General features: G+C 34.7%; 13 protein-coding genes, 2 pseudogenes and 1 other annotated feature. Of the genes and pseudogenes, 9 read left to right on the top strand and 6 right to left on the bottom strand.

The genetic code is table 11. From position 1 onward, the window contains the following. The coding region (locus tag C3420_RS14750; RefSeq protein ID WP_031991246.1) for a hypothetical protein at positions 1–215 on the top strand (215 nt) is incomplete at its 5' end. Here the strand turns inward: C3420_RS14750 and C3420_RS14745 are convergent. Both C3420_RS14745 and C3420_RS14740 read right to left on the bottom strand, forming a co-directional pair. Continuing rightward, positions 142–2,193, bottom strand: a complete 2,052-nt coding sequence (locus C3420_RS14745; protein ID WP_103857244.1) for a DUF6531 domain-containing protein — start codon at positions 2,191–2,193, stop codon at positions 142–144. The genes C3420_RS14750 and C3420_RS14745 overlap by 74 nt on opposite strands. Before the next feature lie 539 nt (positions 2,194–2,732). Further along, positions 2,733–3,680 (bottom strand): Arc family DNA-binding protein, encoded by a 948-nt coding sequence (locus C3420_RS14740; RefSeq protein ID WP_103800883.1) that lies wholly within the window; start codon positions 3,678–3,680, stop codon positions 2,733–2,735. A 79-nt stretch (positions 3,681–3,759) separates the two neighbouring features. On the opposite strand from C3420_RS14740, the gene C3420_RS14735 reads away from it, so the two are divergent. From C3420_RS14735 to istB, 3 genes are all read left to right on the top strand, one after another. Beyond that, a complete protein-coding gene (locus tag C3420_RS14735) occupies positions 3,760–3,936 on the top strand; it encodes an Arc family DNA-binding protein (protein ID WP_121980311.1) in 177 nt (58 codons plus the stop codon). Between the two features lie 156 nt (positions 3,937–4,092). Then, entirely contained in the window at positions 4,093–5,658 is a 1,566-nt protein-coding gene (gene istA / locus C3420_RS14730; protein WP_103800881.1) for an IS21 family transposase, read from the top strand. Next, positions 5,651–6,388 (top strand): IS21-like element helper ATPase IstB, encoded by a 738-nt coding sequence (gene istB / locus C3420_RS14725; RefSeq protein WP_103800880.1) that lies wholly within the window; start codon positions 5,651–5,653, stop codon positions 6,386–6,388. Before istA ends, istB begins: the two co-directional genes overlap by 8 nt. 857 nt (positions 6,389–7,245) lie before the next feature. Here istB and C3420_RS14720 read toward each other — a convergent pair. The 3 genes and pseudogenes from C3420_RS14720 to C3420_RS14710 form a co-directional block, all read right to left on the bottom strand. Continuing rightward, on the bottom strand, positions 7,246–7,503 hold the full coding sequence (locus C3420_RS14720) for a hypothetical protein (protein ID WP_004726728.1): 258 nt from the start codon (positions 7,501–7,503) through the stop codon (positions 7,246–7,248). 349 nt (positions 7,504–7,852) lie between these two features. After that, positions 7,853–8,449: pseudogene (locus tag C3420_RS14715) on the bottom strand (putative adenosine monophosphate-protein transferase Fic). Between the two features lie 12 nt (positions 8,450–8,461). Then, positions 8,462–8,629, bottom strand: a complete 168-nt coding sequence (locus C3420_RS14710) for a YhfG family protein (protein ID WP_002125865.1) — start codon at positions 8,627–8,629, stop codon at positions 8,462–8,464. 274 nt (positions 8,630–8,903) lie between these two features. On the opposite strand from C3420_RS14710, the gene C3420_RS14705 reads away from it, so the two are divergent. The 4 genes from C3420_RS14705 to C3420_RS17940 are packed head-to-tail and all read left to right on the top strand — an operon-like array spanning position 8,904 to position 15,093. After that, positions 8,904–9,368, top strand: a complete 465-nt coding sequence (locus C3420_RS14705; protein WP_000911011.1) for a hypothetical protein — start codon at positions 8,904–8,906, stop codon at positions 9,366–9,368. Between the two features lie 12 nt (positions 9,369–9,380). Then, positions 9,381–11,720, top strand: coding sequence for a hypothetical protein (locus C3420_RS14700; RefSeq protein WP_002058482.1), 2,340 nt, complete (start codon positions 9,381–9,383; stop codon positions 11,718–11,720). A 4-nt stretch (positions 11,721–11,724) separates the two neighbouring features. After that, positions 11,725–14,925 carry a site-specific integrase gene (locus C3420_RS14695; RefSeq protein ID WP_002046149.1) on the top strand — a complete coding sequence of 1,067 codons (3,201 nt, stop codon included), beginning with the start codon at positions 11,725–11,727 and terminating at the stop codon, positions 14,923–14,925. Between the two features lie 60 nt (positions 14,926–14,985). Beyond that, positions 14,986–15,093, top strand: coding sequence for a hypothetical protein (locus C3420_RS17940; RefSeq protein WP_372551473.1), 108 nt, complete (start codon positions 14,986–14,988; stop codon positions 15,091–15,093). A 144-nt stretch (positions 15,094–15,237) separates the two neighbouring features. Here the strand turns inward: C3420_RS17940 and C3420_RS14685 are convergent, their stop codons facing one another. Next, positions 15,238–15,456 (bottom strand): hypothetical protein, encoded by a 219-nt coding sequence (locus C3420_RS14685; RefSeq protein ID WP_000550047.1) that lies wholly within the window; start codon positions 15,454–15,456, stop codon positions 15,238–15,240. A gap of 93 nt (positions 15,457–15,549) precedes the next feature. Between C3420_RS14685 and C3420_RS14680 the strand changes: the two are divergent. Beyond that, positions 15,550–15,928 (top strand): annotated as a pseudogene (locus tag C3420_RS14680) (transposase); the annotation flags it as partial. Beyond that, positions 15,825–15,928 (top strand) — a sequence feature (AL1L pseudoknot). This feature is flagged as partial in the annotation. (Overlaps the previous pseudogene by 104 nt.)

Genomic DNA, 15,928 nt, shown 5'->3' with positions numbered 1-15,928 from the left:
AAAAAGGCACATGCGAAAATATGAATGGTTTAATTAGGCAATATTTACCTAAAGGGATTGATTTAAATCAGGCAGATCAGCATTATTTAAATCAAGTTGCCATGTCACTGAATACTCGTCCTAGAAAAGCGTTAGATTGGCTTACACCATTAGAGAAATTTGCTCAGCTTGTTGATTATCATAAGACTTTTCAAACTGTCGCACCTCATGTTTGAATTCGCCCAGCTTACCCAATTTAGAATAAGTAAAATACTGTCCGCTAGTGATACTATTTCCGACACCATGGGTAATACTCGCAATGGTACCATTATCATTATAATTAATGGTTTCCCTCATACCATTACGTTCAATCTGGGTAACCCCAAAAGCACCATATTGATAAGTCGTTGTACGAACCTGATTGCTGGCTAAGATTTCTTTTTCAATTGTGATACGCCCACGAGCATCATAAGTAAACTCAGTAACTAAACCATTAGCATCCGTGATTTTACCGGCTTGCCCTAGTCCATTATAGTTACTATAACTGGTGATGTGTCCCAGAGCATTTCTTGTTTGGGTCAAGTCTCCAACTGCATCATAATTATATGTTGTTGTTTTTCCATTGTTATTGATTGCTACATCTTTGAGCATACCATTACTATGGAAGGTATAACCATAACCTGTAATGCTACAAATGGTTGTATTCTGCTTACTACATTGCTTAACGCTTTTAATTCTATATTTAGCAAGATGTGTCACAGGATAGTATTCATAAACGACTTCATCAATCGGCTGATTATTTATACTATTGTAACTACCGTAGCGTTCTATTTTACTTAAAAGATTAGAAGCTGGTGCCCATTGATATTTAATAGTCGTGATTCGACTACGATCTGTACCTTTTATACCTGTAATTTGCTGTGTAACTTTACCAGTAGCGTCCCTTGTATATTCTGTTGTATTACCATTCCAATCTGTACTAGAACTAATATAACCATTACTATCATAAGTAGTTGATACACTGCTATTAGGGCAATTGCTTACGCCACTACGTTCAATCTTAGCAAGTTTATTTTTATTATTATCAGTATAAATATACTTTGAAATAGCCCCTAGGGCATTAGTAACTATTGTATAGTTACCACCAAAAGTTAATTTATCCGTTTGTGTTCCATCGCTTCTACCACTTTGTATTGCTTGATTACCGTTATAATAGTATGTATTGTATCTTTTACCATCAACTGATATTCCAGTTAAGACTTGGCTTTCAGCCCCATTCTCTCCATAATGATAAGTTTTTACACTATTATTAGCTGGATAATGAACCTTCTCCAACCTATCACCATTATAAGAATAATTATATACATTATTATTAGCATCTGTTGCACTAATTATTTTATCCCCCGACCACTTTAAAGTTATTTTTTTGCCACTTGTATGTATTACATTCAAAGTATCAAGAACATAAATAAAGTCACTATTTCTAGATAAATTATATTTAAAAGTCCACCCCACGCCATGAGAGTTAATTTTTTTTAAAATTTCTCCTGTCCCCCCATGATATACCTCGACACTTCCGTCATTGTATGTTAGCGTATAATTAATATTAAAAATATTCTTAAAGTCTTCATCCTCAACAAGTTTTGCATCAAAATTAGCTAAAACAGCAGTGTTTTTATTATTATGATCTCTGACTAGCTCAATAATACCTTCAGGGTTTTGTCTATAAAAACTACCAATGTCATCTCGTAATAATTTATAATCATAACTATGTTTCCACTTACCATTTTTCGAAAAATCTGAAGCACCGGAATTTCTTGAGTTATAAAAACGAATAAACTCTAAGGGCATTTCACCTTTCATGGTAAAATCAATTTCTTTTTGAGTTTTTTGCCCATTACTTATTGTAATTGGATTATTCGTTTTATCACAATTTATTTCAGCAGAAGAGTTACTATTTATTGTTGGAAGTATAAAAACTGGAGGTACCCAAGGAATACTAGTACCTGGAGCATCATAAGCTCGAAATTGATTTAAACAAGTCGTACAACCAAAGTTATCTTGAGTAGCTTTCACACTGATAACTGGCAATTGAGTAGTATTTGCTATAGCTAAATTATTAATAAAAACTAGATTTAGAATTAATAAAAAGTAGATTTTTATCTTATCTCCACAATACAATTTAACTAATTTCTTTTCAGAGTTATAAGACATAATTTTTTATACCTATAAAAATTACATAATAAACACAAAAAAAATATAGTCAATAATCATTCTCAATAAAAGTTATTTTTCTTTGACTTCCTTCATTTCCATTACATAGCTTTGTTGCTGCTCCTTACTAAGGCATGAATCACACTCCCCAAACAGCTACAAAACCACTAATTCATCCTCATACAGTCAAGCCTCCATCAACCGTGGAAATATTTCCATTTGGTTTAATTCCAATTGTAATGATCAAGCAGAATCAGACATTTCCATAGGTAGACCTCACACCCAAGATATAAGCTAAATTTGGATGGGAGGGAGATTTTCTAATTTAGCAAGTTTTGTAAACAGAACCAGTTAATAGACAAATAAATTTATCACCAATAACGTTGTTTTAATTAAATAACTACTGGTATTAAGTATTTGATATTTAAAAATATACCGCTAACTTCTTTTTAGTGTTTAGTTAATTTGGCTGTTATACGGTACTATTTCTTAAGAAAAATCTGAAAAGTATTTAAATTTATTACTTTTACCTATCAAGATTATGAATTCGTATCTTTAATTCCTTCACTTGCAACATGAACAGTAGATAACCAATCAGACCATTGGCCTTCATATAGTTGTGCAGTGTGAGCACTTGGCTGCTTTCTCCAAATTTCCTCCCACCAATAAGATGGTTGAGTATGGTGTAGGAGAGCTAAAGGGTGTGTGTATAGTTTACGAAGCTCATTAAATTTTTCTTTCTTCATTAAATAACTATGTACTGAATTACGGTGAGGACTATCATAAAGGTGAGCCCATAAACTCGCAAAATTTTGCAGCATTCTTCGCCCACCATCACCAATTACTGTAGAAATATGAGCTCGAGTTTCCAATACATTTACTTTCTCATTCTTATATTCTCGAACAATCACTAACTCACCCTCAGGGGAGATATTCCTTACAAAGTGAATCTTTTTAACTTTGCTCATAAAAATTTCATGATCAGAGATGCCTTCTGTTTGAAATAGCTCTAGAATATCTCGCTCAGGTGAACCTGAAGCATCGAAGGAAGAATGTGGTGTTGGATAGCCATCACCATGCACCAGCCAATCTTGCTCTACCCCTAAGAATTCAGCGATTTTTCTGAGTTCAACAAATGTAGGTTCATGTTTACCTTGTACCCAATCCAAAAAGATTTCTGCTGTTTCATACCCAAGCTGTTCTGCAATATGTGAATATTTTAACTCTCGAAAGTTATTGAAATTCGCCCATTGAATAGCATGAACTAATCTATCTGATAATTCTTTTTTACGATCTAAAAGTTGGTAAGGACTTAATATAGTATTCCCATTCTCTGCATCTAACTTTTTAAAATTAAAACTATTTTCAAGACGTGACACAATTTCTGCATTCATTGAACGTTTTGCATCTTGTGCTTCAGCTTCAATTCTTTGTTTTAATTCAGTGGGTATTCTGAGTTTTACTTGAGAATCAGTTAATAGACTCATAGAACATGGACCTTATATATTGATATATAAACCACATTGGTTTAAAATATTTAAACCAATGTGGTCCAAAGAGGTTTCTATGAACCCCAATACTCATGAACTTGCTCAGCTTAAAATTCGTATTCCTGCTCATTTAAGAAAGCAATTACAGGAAGAATCTATTGCTCAACAAAGATCCATGAATGCTCAAATTAACTTTATTTTAAAGCAATTTTTGCAAATTCCTAGCGATGTACAACAGATGAAAGATAACTAAATACGGCAGAAATAATAGAGACTCATGCGGGTACATGAGTCTCTAAAGTTGTCTTAATTTTGCCGTCAAGACAACTTCATTGTATTGAACATCGATTGATTTATCAATGTTCACGCAGTGCTTTCTGCCTCTTTTAAACCAAAGAGGTCCATTCCTATGCGTATTGAAACAGATAAAATTAGGCAAATTGTTCGACTACTTAATCTTGGGTATAGCCAAAGGTCAACAGCGATACAGGCTCGGACTAACCGCAGTTCTGTAAAAACGATTTTTGATAAATTAACACTTTTTCCGATTGATAATAGTGAGCTTAATTTATTTACTAATCTGGAGTTGTTGGATTATTTTGAGATTTCACGCACTCCAACTTACCCAACACGAAAAATCTATCCTGATTTTGAATATATCAATCAAGAGCTCAAAAAGCGGGATATGACTCTGGAACTCCTTTGGCAAGAATATATTGCTCAATATAAAGAAGGTCTTTCATATTCTCGTTTTTGCCATGTATTAAATCATTTTCGCAATAAAAAACATGCGTCAATGCGCCAAACTTTTAAGAGTGGTGAGGCTTTACTTGTTGATTTCTGTGGTAGAACAATGGAAATTACTTCACCTGTAGATGGGTCAAAGAGCTATGCTCAAGTATTTGTAGGGGTTCTAGGGGCTTCTGCTTATACATTTGCTTATGCTGTGCCAAGTCAAAGGGTGGAGCATTGGCTTGAATGTTTTATCAAAACTTTTGATCATATCGGTGGTGTTCCTGCAACCGTAATCACAGACAATCTCAAATCAGCAGTCATTAAAAATAATAAGACGGGCTTAATCTTTCAAAAAGATTTTGAAGACTTTGCTGCACATTATGATTTTGCAATTATTCCAACTCGTCCTCGTCATCCAAAAGATAAGGGTCTAGCTGAAGTCAGTGTTCAGATTGTGCAACGTGCAGTACTTGCTTCATTACGAAATCAAAAATTCTTTTCTATTGAAGAATTAAACCAAGCCATTCAGCAAAAGATGGATATCATCAATCGAAAAACAACTCGACGTTTTACCATCAGTCGCTACGAACAGTTTTTGTCGCTGGATAGCAAGGATATATCACCATTACCACTTTATCCTTATGAACTCTGTTCATGGAAAAGACATGTGCGGGTGAGTGAATTCTATCGAGTTGAATATGATGGGAATCAATATTCAGTTCCTTATACCCATATACATTTGCATGTCGATCTCAAAGTTACTCAATCAACACTACATATCTTTTATGAGCGTGAAAAAATTGCGGAACATGCAATTAATTACGGTATTCGCCAAGATATATGTCTTGATGAACATATGTCACCTACACACCTTACTCAAAAAGGTTTATCAAAAGATGAAATTATTTATTGGGCAAATCGGGCTGGCCCAAATACTTCACAGTATGTATGCCATATTTTAAATCAAAAACGTGATCTTTCTAGAAATATTAAATCATTGAACAAGTTGAGAAAATGGGTAGTTGACAATCAAAAGTCCCATTGTCTTGAAGAGGCTTGTGATTTTGCATCACAACGACAAATTTATGCTGTGGATCGACTACAACGCATCATTGCAAACAGTGCTTATCAAATCCAGCAACAACCTTTGTCAGATGCATTAAGTCATATTCCAACATCCCACCATAATATCCGCGGTGCTGATTACTATTTACAAAATTCTGGAGTTGCTCATGCTTAAACAATCTGTGAAAGATAAATTAGAGCAGCTTAAACTCAAAGGCTTCTTGCGTACAGCAGAGGTTTCTTTAGATCAAATGCTTGCTCAAGGTAAAAGCGTTGAAGATTTTTTAGATTTTTGCCTAGACGCAGAATTAAATGATCGGACAAATAGAAGGATCGAAAGACTTTTTTCGATTGCAAAGTTTCGTTACCCAACTGCACGATTAGAGCATATTGACTATGCCCCTGAACGGAAGATAAAAAAGGCTGATATTTCTCGTTATGCAAATTGTGAGTGGATCAGTGATTGCAGAGGGTTAATTATCTCTGGGGCGACAGGTGTAGGTAAATCATGGTTAGCCTGTGCTTTGGGTGCAGAAGCTTGTCATCTCAGCTATAGTGCTATGTATTTTAATGCAATAAGCCTATTCGATGAAATTAGCAGTGCAATCACATTAGGTGAAATCAAAGATTTTAAGAAAAAGGTATGTTCTGTGAAATTACTTATTATTGATGATTTTGGATTAGGTGGTTTTAATCAGTCTTTAGCTCCATCATTTTTGGAAATCATTGATAAGCAATCACAAAATGGTGGCTTGCTCATTACCAGCCAAGTTCCGAAAAGATTATGGTTCGAACAATTCCAAGATCCAACGATTGCGGATGCAGTTATGGATCGCATTTTACATCGTTCATACGAGTTAGAAATTTCTGGTCGATCTTATCGGGAAAAAATCTACTCTCAATAAGGGCAACTTTATTCAGTTAAGGGAGCTTTGGTCTATACCATTCTCCCTTTTATTATAATTAAAGTGGTATAGCACGAACAGGATTGACTGGTATGGCAGGAACAGGAATGGGTGGTCGTTTTATCCAGTATTTTGCACTAATAGGTCACATTACTTAGAAAGGGTTCTTCGAAAATTAGTTCATACTTTAAAAATCCTATAAATATTGAGGATATTTTCTTAATGCTTTCAATATAGCATGCGGCTATATGTAACTCGAACGGGCTTAATCTGCCTTTCAGTATAAATTTTTTGGGCGTGAGAGGGGAGAGGTGTGAGGGCAAGCAATTTATATCGTGGATACTTCTAAATTACTTATGTAATAGAAGGTGGTAAACATGGATTTAGAGGTAATAACACTAAATATAAAAAAATTGGAAGAATAATTTATTAAATTATTGTTTTTATGTGGTTATTGGTGATGTTATGAATAATAATAACTTTTTTCTTGATGAATTTTACCTAAAAAAATTGATCAGATAATTTTCTTTAAATGTCATGCATACATAAATTTGACAGTTTGAAGGGATCGGTATGTGCATTTTTCACAAGGTTAAAGATCGACCATAAATGTGATAAACGGCAGAGGATCATTGAAAAATGAATGGATTTAAACACTACATGTATGCACGAAAAAAAGTATCGCTGCGGTTCTGCTGACAGGCTGTATTGAGCATTGAATGCAAATGATGTAGTAATTGTCTACAGGCTATAGGACCAGCATGAAGAAGAATGAAATGTAGTTGCCAATTTATAACCTTGGTTGAAAAGCATAGCATTGTTATTCGGAGAAGTGAGGTAAGCCATCCTTCTCTTATTCATTTAAAATGATTCTTACTCAACTGATCTCGACTCATGGGCTGGTTCCAATTAGACGGATAATAACTTCCATCCCCTATCTTTTTCTTACCACATTTCTTGCATTTAATCCCTTCTTTGGAGATTTGATTCAGCATCACTGTTGTCGGTTGAATCAAATCAATGACATAGTTCGTTGGTTCAGGAAAAGCAGAAGAGGCTGCTTTATTGCAAAAGAGAACATTCGGATCAAATGGATTGGATTGCACAAAAGCCATGATACAGCCACAGAGTAATTCACCTGCATGTAATCTGTAACATCCATTCAGGTCATCAGACGAAGATTAATCTGAAATTTAAGCACTAAACGCCATAAATCTATGTATGGGCAGACTTTTTTGAGACATATGTTGATAAACATGCGGCAAGTTACATTGCTTAAAAGTCTATCTAAGTTAACGATCTATTCAATTCTGGATAAGTAATCTGAATATTACGATCCTAAATTACCCGAAGAGTATTAAGATTTCTAAGAATCGTGATTGTTGGTTTATTTGGGAAATTAATCAGTGGATTGAAGCAAAGATGATGGCTCATTAAGGATTGTGGGCTTCGACTACTTAAATTTTAGGTATTTTGAATAAAGCATATTTCAAAAATCTTAATTAATGGATTTAAATTACCATAAAAACCTTCAATATTGGCTTGAATCCATTGTTGTTGAGAGTCAATGCGAGACCAATCAATACCATAACCACAATGAGCAATCAGATGCTCAAAGAAAATCCGTTGTGTACGTCCATTACCTTCACGGAATGGGTGTATGACATTAAGCTCACAATACAAGTCGGCAAGTTGAGGAATCAGTTGTTGTGGTGCTAAGCCTTGAAAGTATTTTTTTTCTTGAAGCGGTTTGAGTAGTTTATTGGTTTCAATTTCAATACGGGAAAAATTACAAAAACGGGTGTCACCTTTGGAAATATCGATTTGTCTTAACTTTCCTGCCCAGTCGTATAAGTCGCCAAAGAGCTGCGCATGAATTGATTTTAAGTATTGTAAGTCGTAAGGTGGTTCAGCATATTCAATTAAGTTACTTGCCAATCCAGACAGTTCTAGTTCAGCTTATTCTAAAATTTGTTCATCATGAATATTGAGTTTGTTCTTTAGGATATTTGTGCCAGGGTAACAATACAGGCTGTCACCCATTTCCCCATATTTATCCATACATGCACCTGACTAAGTTTCGGGTTGCGAATACTTCTTATATTTTTGCAAGATTTCAGCTTTACTTTGTTGAGTTGTTTGAGCTGTCGTTGTAATGCCTTCAAGCTTTAGGCTGGCTTGATAGTTTTGCGCACGTGTCGCTTGAATATATTTTTTTTTCTGTTCAGTGGTTCTGAGCATTTCGAAACTCCATTGATGCTACACGTGAAGTAAGTATAGCAGAGAATCTTTTTGATCAATGCTGCATACACAGCATTTCAAAATGTAATACAACGGTATTGTTTCATGTAATAACAGAAAACTAAAAAAAAGTGGAAGAATTTTTAAAATTTAGACCACCCATGATAAGTAAACCATATGTATTTGTTGATAATTGTAATTTTGAGAAAATTTAGTTGATAAATTAAATGAATTTTAATATACAAAGATATGCTCATTTTTTATATCGATAAAAATGTTAAAATTTGACTATTTAGTAAAAAATATAGAGATATTTATGGGGCAATTTATCATGCCCTTTTGCTTTGAGCGACAAAATGTTCAATTTAAGATAGTAAAAATTAACTCAGAACTACTGAAAATCAAAAAGATTAAACAGAGCCAGAAAGTAGTAGTACAAGCAAAGTTCAAAATAATCTATGTGAAAATTTGGCAAAAAATATTGCTATTAATGCAAACGGAGCCATGCTTACGTGTACATTCTAATTATGTTGCAATCTTACAGTTGATACATAATCTTGATGATTTTATCGAAAAATCACAGCAACACTTGTGCTTTGAGAGAAAAGCTCAGAAAGAGCTGGATGCTAAATTTTTTGCTAGATTTTTTAAGCTGACAAAGAGTTCAATAAAAGATCAACTTTTACCAAATTGTTCAGATCGTAATGAATTTAACCAATGCAATTTGATAAAAAATTAAGCGAAAGCGAATATGCCAAAGATTGAAACAGAAGAGCAATTCTTAGATTTAGCAGAAAAATTCCAAAAAGATTATTGTTTATTACGCAATCATGTTGTGAATACACAATTTGTCGATCTATCAGATGATTTACGTGAAAAAGCCCATGCTCTATATAAGGAAGCACAACAGATATATGGCTATATATCTAGTTCTAGACAATTAGGTAAATATTATTATCTAGCTTCTTTAAGTTATTTTGCATGCCCGACTACTAGTAATACTCAAGAGCTGTCGTCTGAACGTTATTTGATTCTACAAGCGAGTTTTTTAACATATCGGCAGTATCAAGAATTTGCAAAAATTGATAAAGCTGAGAATAAGCAAAAACATGTTTGTGATCTCTTTCGCTATGTATCACGATATGTTCTGGATTCTAATCATGCTGAATTATTTCAAGAATGCAGTGAGCTACTAAATCGCTATGTCATGTACGAACGTAACTTGAAAAAGGAGGATCGTAATCAACTTTTTAATATTAAAGATTTCAAACAAGTACAAGCCATAGAGTATTTATCGGCTCTATTAATAATTTTTAAAAGACTTGATGATCGTCGTGTTGTTCATCGTCAGCGTAAGTCAAAAAAAAGTAAAGTTTTGCAATGGCCGACGAAAAATGAACTCAAAAAATTTCGTGAAATTAAAACGGGTAAGCAAGTAGATATTGGACATAACGCAAAGATCAGTATTTATGATGCCGCTCTTCACAAAGATGAAGAGGGTGAAGTTGATCTATTAGATCCTGAAATGGAGTTTTATTCAGAAGATGAAAAGTCTAAAAATTTAAATTATATACTCAGCGATAATGCGACGCATCTAATGCGGCATCGCCAACGCCGTCATGCTCCTTTTGTTACAAATCCACATTATTTGGCGCCAGATATACTGAAGCAAATTGTTTATGTGTTGAGAACCGAGTTATCCGGGCACTGGAGGGATGCTGCAATCGCTGCAGCATGTTTATTGTCACTTTTGACGGGATTATCACCCGTCGCACTGATGGATTTTAACGAGCTTATTCAAGATGGAATTTTGATCCAGAATGGTTCAAGTAGACGTCGCGAATATTTACTCAAATTAAATCTTAAAATTACAGAGCAGAAGATTAAGAGCTTAAATCATGTGCGGTGGAATGAAGTGATGACACATCAACTACATTTACCTTCTGCTTGGTTTGACTATATAGAACAAGCATCGAATCCACTAATTTCATCAACACACATTAATACGAAACTTAAGAATTGGCTTGATAATCGGTTTGTAGGTTCGATCACTGTAGAAAAACTGCAGGCTCAATTATATTTTCATATATATTATGAAACATATAATGAATATCTTGCTCATGTAATTGCTGGGCGGGATAGTCAGCATCACATGCCTGGTATCTATTATGGCGGGCTACCGAAAACTCAACTCAGTAGCACATATCTAGCCTTTTTAGAAAAAGCACTTACACCACATTCCACACATTTTACTGAAGACACGGCTGAACTAAAAATATTGCAACAACAATTCAAAGTGCAATCTGCATTATCTATAGGAAGGATAGGGAGCCAACTGGCACTTGAACCCAATTTTGTGAAAGAGCAATTCCATATTTTACATAGACATTGTCACGAAAACATCCAAGAAGATAAGCACATTATTAATCAACTTAATGCATATGCGTGTTGGATGTGGCATATCAGTTTGTTGAGTTTGGCAAGTCGGCCTAAAAAAAACCTGTTGGGGAATTTGGATGATTATTGTGTTGAGCTCAAGCTTTTATATGTGAATGATAAAAAAAATAGTAAAGCAAGAAAAGATGGTCGTTTTATCCCTTTATCTGATTTTTTCATAAAAACACTGCAAAATTACACTGCCTTTTTAGAACAAATTATTGAAGCGTACGGTTCATTTTTTAGACAAGTCTTTGCAAAGAAGAAGATAACTGTAAATGATCTTTTTGGTAAGGTCATTTTTAGTAAAGATATCTTGCCGATAACTGTCAAAGAATGGCAGAGCAGGAAAATTAAGTTAATCCCTTTATCGAGAAAATGGGTGAATTCATATATGCAAGGAGTCTTTCCAAAGAATATGTATTCGAATTGGTTACGTCATTTTGACATGAACTTTTTGATGCATGAGCAGCAAGAGGGTAAACCAGCATTAGCTTTTCACTTAATTCAGGCCCTGTATGGTCATGACCAACGTGACCGAGAGGCTTTTCATCCGCATTCTTCACTTATCCCGAATGTCTATGTACAGCAAGCCCGCCAGCAATTGCAAGATAATGTCAAATCTTTATCGATTAAACACTTAGAGCGAAAATAGTTGTATGCAAAAAATCAAAGAACTAATAAAACCACAACTAGATGATCTATTTGTTGATATTCATAAAATGGTGAAAAAGTCGCTAGATAGACAGCCTTCTCCACCTGAAGTATTGACGAAAGAAATGCAGCAAAAACTTGATCAGCAGATCGCTGAAAAATGGCATGACATTAAAGATAGTGTTGATTGTTTGAGTCAAAAGTTGAGCCGAGACGAACAATCAAAACTGATGCAATTTACTGAAGATGAATTTAATAAAAGAAGGAAGCAATTCAACCAGAATGTAGATAAAAAATCATACAGAATTAAGCTAAATCCACATACTAAACGGATCGTACTGCCTAGAAAAATTGAGAGTACAGAGTCACGGTTAGAACAGGGGCATCTACATATCCATGTACTTAAGGAATTAAGGCAGTATTGGCAAGATTCATTTGAATATTGGAATGAACCAAAGTACTTATGGGGAAATTTATGCTTAAGTTTTATATATATTTCAGGCTGTGCAGATGAACAGCATTTGATTGCTATTCAGAAGCAATTGCAGGAGGCCATTGAGCTTGGTACAGATCTGAATTGTTTTCGGTTATACCATTCGGACTACAAAAAAATCACTAATCCATTGTTACTACATTATCGTGTTGAAAACTCTCAATATGGCAACGATGTAGAACAGGGAAAGTTGTACCAATGGAAACATGTTTTTTTTAACCCATATGCGCAGTTCATTTTGCAATATTTAAAAAAGTTGAAAGCTACTCAGAAAGAATTTTGTCTGCAACATTCAGTTGAAGATTGTATTTTAGAAAGCTTGAGTAAGATAGGCAGGAAAAAAAGTCTTGGGGATCTGCAATATCAAATTAAACGCCGTGGATTTCGTGCATTTAATGATGTGCAAATGGTACTCGAATTTAATCCAAACCTCAGCATAGATATATTTTTGAGTAATGTGCTTCAGCAAGAGATTAATACTGTTGCTTTAAGGCCATCCGAATTTAGATTGCTGTGGAATAATGATTACAATCAAGTCACAGAACCAGATAATCGCCCTATTCATTTTGAACAAGAGCAGTTACTTCCTGAAGTTCCGACTGTTCAAAGCAAATTACAAACGATTCCGTATGAGTTGATGTTGTTTGGTCAAAAGAAACGTAAAGGTCAAAAAGTTGAGCGTTTAGATAAAAAGAGGAATAAAGAAGAACGCACGCTACGTTTTTGGCAAGAAACTAGAAGGGTGTTAGAGGAGAAGATAGTTGATGCTAATACGGAGGAAAAGTCTTTAATTGATGCTCAACTACGCTTAATTCACTGGTTAATGCATTTAAAAAAACGAGGGCTTCAATTATCAACTATTGAAAGCTACTTAGGATCGTTTGGCAAAGAATTTATATTTGAGATTTGGCTCAATAAATTAGATTTAAAGCAACAATCCATAGATGACTATGAGGATTTATATCGGCAGCTATTGAAATACAGCAGTGAACGTGATGAAAAAGCAGTTCAACGAGATTCGGTGAAAGGAAAAACCTCTCGTAAGATGCACCAAAGCGCAGAATACCGTTTTGGTCGCCTAAAAGATTTTCATCAATTCTGTATAGAGAATTATGATGCTCCAGGGGTATTGGTGTTACAGAATTCAAGTTTTAAGCATTTACAAATTTGCAATGCACGGCTAGTGAGTCCTTTGCTATTTGGCAAATTATTGGAAAAACTAGAAAATTTAAGTCAAGAGCCAACGGCATCAGAGTGGGTCGATCATCTGAGTTGTTTAAAGCTGATGTATTTACTAAGTTATAGAACTGGACTTCGATTAAATGAAGTTCGTTGTCTTAAAATACAAGATATTATTTGCCCAGAGCTACTTTATAAAGAAAAAGAAAATACAGTTTTTAATAATATCACGCTTCATATCCAAGACAATTCATATCGCCGTCTGAAAACGCGAAGTGCGAATCGTCAAATACCATTGAAAATTGCATTGTCAGAACATGAGTTTTTAGTAGTACAACGTTACATACAACATCGTTATGAGCAATATTTGGTTAATCAGCAGGATGATCTACTTTTTAGTGTGAATCATCGTGTATTAACTGATCAATGTATCAGCAAAATTACAGTAGATTTGTTTAGTCAAATATTAGGTATGCATCATGGCTTTAGTTTTCATACATTACGCCACAGTGCTGCTAACTATCTAGCAATAACTTTGCTCGGTTCAAAAGAAATGATCAAGACCTACACAGATTGTCCTTGGGTAAAAGCAAAAAAGATGAGGGATTTATTGTTTGGTATGAAAGCACGTGCTCAAGAAGAGATTATTCAACATAAATGGCAGGTGCTCGCCTCTTGGATGGGGCATAGCAGTATTGAGCAAACGGCTTCAAATTACCTTCATGTTTTGGATTTATTAGCAGTCGATCGAATTTATAATTCGCCGTGTATCATTTCAAAAAAAGTATTAGAACAGTGTTTTAGTCCAGTGAAGTCAAGTACAGACTACATAAACCTAAATCGTTATACTCAGCAGCAGAAATGGTTTAATTCTTATCAGCAAACACAGCCAGTTACGATGGCTGGCCGACAAGAAAAGAAGTTTAGTATAGAGAAGAGTACTCTGACACCTTTTCAACGTTTGATAAGTTTTAGAGAAGGTCGTTTAAGCGAAGATACCCAAGCTCAAGAATGGATGCAACGATGTCAATGGATGAGCACTAAATGGATGGATCGCCAAAAATTTAATTTAAAAACGAATTATGTTTATAGTAAGAATTTAGAAGAGAGTTGGTTTGATGAACTTTACGAAAAGGCTAAAAAACTGACTCGTCCAGATGAAATAATTCCTCTCCTTGATTTTCATTATAAAGATGATAGGCAGCAAGATGCACTGAAAGAAAAGAACATGGTTAAGGCGCTTAAAATATTATTATTATTTGGAAAACTGCGTAAGAATTTTCTACATTTTCAATGCCGAATGAAAGGTGATGAGCAACAAATTGTTAATTTTATTACTGGTATAGAGCCAATGTTAGGAGATCATCTGTATTTAGAAAAACAAAACTACCCAGTTAATTTGGATGCTCCTGAGCGAACCGTTAAATTTAGTTTTCAAAGAGTTGTCGGCTCTAACAAAAAAAATGTTACTCCGCTGGTTATATTTAATTTAATGTTAAAAATGATGCAAAAAGATGAACTCTGGATCAAATAGCCTAAGCATGTTAAAGGGGAATTGTTTAGAAATTTCCCTGTTTATAAGTAAACTGCCTTTATGAAAAGCACCATGCTGACTTGGATTAATAAGCGGAATGTAGTATCACAGTTTGATCGCTGGATTTACGAAAATGGTGTGAAGATTAGCGGTATGGTAAATCGATGAGCTAAAGTGTTGTAGTCCAAACTCGATCTGACAATTACCCATTTTTTAGTGTGCCCGTCAGGTTAAATTTGAACTGAATTTTTCTCAGCCCAAATTCATTTCCAATCAAGTTATGTTTCAAGTGGCGTGCGAACACTGCACAATTTAATTCACGGTGCCTAAGACAGGTATCAACTTCGGACCAGCCATTCTAGCTTTGCTAATGATTTCCACCAGCTCATCATAAGTCAGTTCAAACTTATCCTCACTATCAAATACATAGACCATATTCTTGCCTTCATGTTCAGGTGGAGTAGGTGGTACAAATCGTTTCGGGATAAGAATTTGTGCGAGTTGTTCGTCAGTTAATTTAAATAAGTGCATGTTTTTATCCTACTCTTGGTAAGTCAGACCATTTGGTTAAATATGAACCGTACCGGGTTTGTCGGAGAGTCAATATTCTGAGAGACTACCCCGATGACAAAATTAAAATATACCCCTGAAATCAGAGAAAGAGCGGTTCAATTATTGATTGAATCTGAAAAAGATTATCCTTCTACTTGGGCTGCAATCACAGCAATTGCGCCTAAGATTGGTTGTACTCCTGAAACACTTCGTGCCTGGCATCAAAAGCATTTAGATCAGCAAAATCCTATTAAAGTACAACAGATATCTGATCAAGAAAAAATGAAGCAAATGGAACGTGAAATTAAAGAATTAAAGCGTGCCAATGAAATTCTACGTAAAGCAGCCGCTTTTTTCGCCCAGGCGGAGCTCGACCGCCCACACAAATAATGGTGGATTTCATCCATAACAATAAAGACTTATATGGTGTTGATGCGATTTGTAGGATTTT

The sequence above is a fragment of the Acinetobacter sp. ACNIH3 genome (genome assembly GCF_002918965.1).
In the GTDB taxonomy this organism is placed as follows: Bacteria; Pseudomonadota; Gammaproteobacteria; order Pseudomonadales; family Moraxellaceae; genus Acinetobacter; species Acinetobacter schindleri.
The sequence above is the reverse complement of the archived record's forward strand: the minus strand, read 5'-3'. Positions and strand labels throughout refer to the sequence as shown.

Coding starts and splice junctions, on each gene's coding strand:
- C3420_RS14695 (WP_002046149.1), top strand. CDS start 11,725: ATGCAAAAAATCAAAGAACTAATAAAACCACAACTAGATGATCTATTT.
- C3420_RS14685 (WP_000550047.1), bottom strand. CDS start 15,456: ATGCACTTATTTAAATTAACTGACGAACAACTCGCACAAATTCTTATC.
- istA (WP_103800881.1), top strand. CDS start 4,093: ATGCGTATTGAAACAGATAAAATTAGGCAAATTGTTCGACTACTTAAT.
- istB (WP_103800880.1), top strand. CDS start 5,651: ATGCTTAAACAATCTGTGAAAGATAAATTAGAGCAGCTTAAACTCAAA.
- C3420_RS14710 (WP_002125865.1), bottom strand. CDS start 8,629: ATGCTCAGAACCACTGAACAGAAAAAAAAATATATTCAAGCGACACGT.
- C3420_RS14740 (WP_103800883.1), bottom strand. CDS start 3,680: ATGAGTCTATTAACTGATTCTCAAGTAAAACTCAGAATACCCACTGAA.
- C3420_RS14705 (WP_000911011.1), top strand. CDS start 8,904: ATGTTAAAATTTGACTATTTAGTAAAAAATATAGAGATATTTATGGGG.
- C3420_RS14720 (WP_004726728.1), bottom strand. CDS start 7,503: ATGGCTTTTGTGCAATCCAATCCATTTGATCCGAATGTTCTCTTTTGC.
- C3420_RS14735 (WP_121980311.1), top strand. CDS start 3,760: ATGAACCCCAATACTCATGAACTTGCTCAGCTTAAAATTCGTATTCCT.
- C3420_RS17940 (WP_372551473.1), top strand. CDS start 14,986: ATGAAAAGCACCATGCTGACTTGGATTAATAAGCGGAATGTAGTATCA.
- C3420_RS14700 (WP_002058482.1), top strand. CDS start 9,381: ATGCCAAAGATTGAAACAGAAGAGCAATTCTTAGATTTAGCAGAAAAA.
- C3420_RS14745 (WP_103857244.1), bottom strand. CDS start 2,193: ATGTCTTATAACTCTGAAAAGAAATTAGTTAAATTGTATTGTGGAGAT.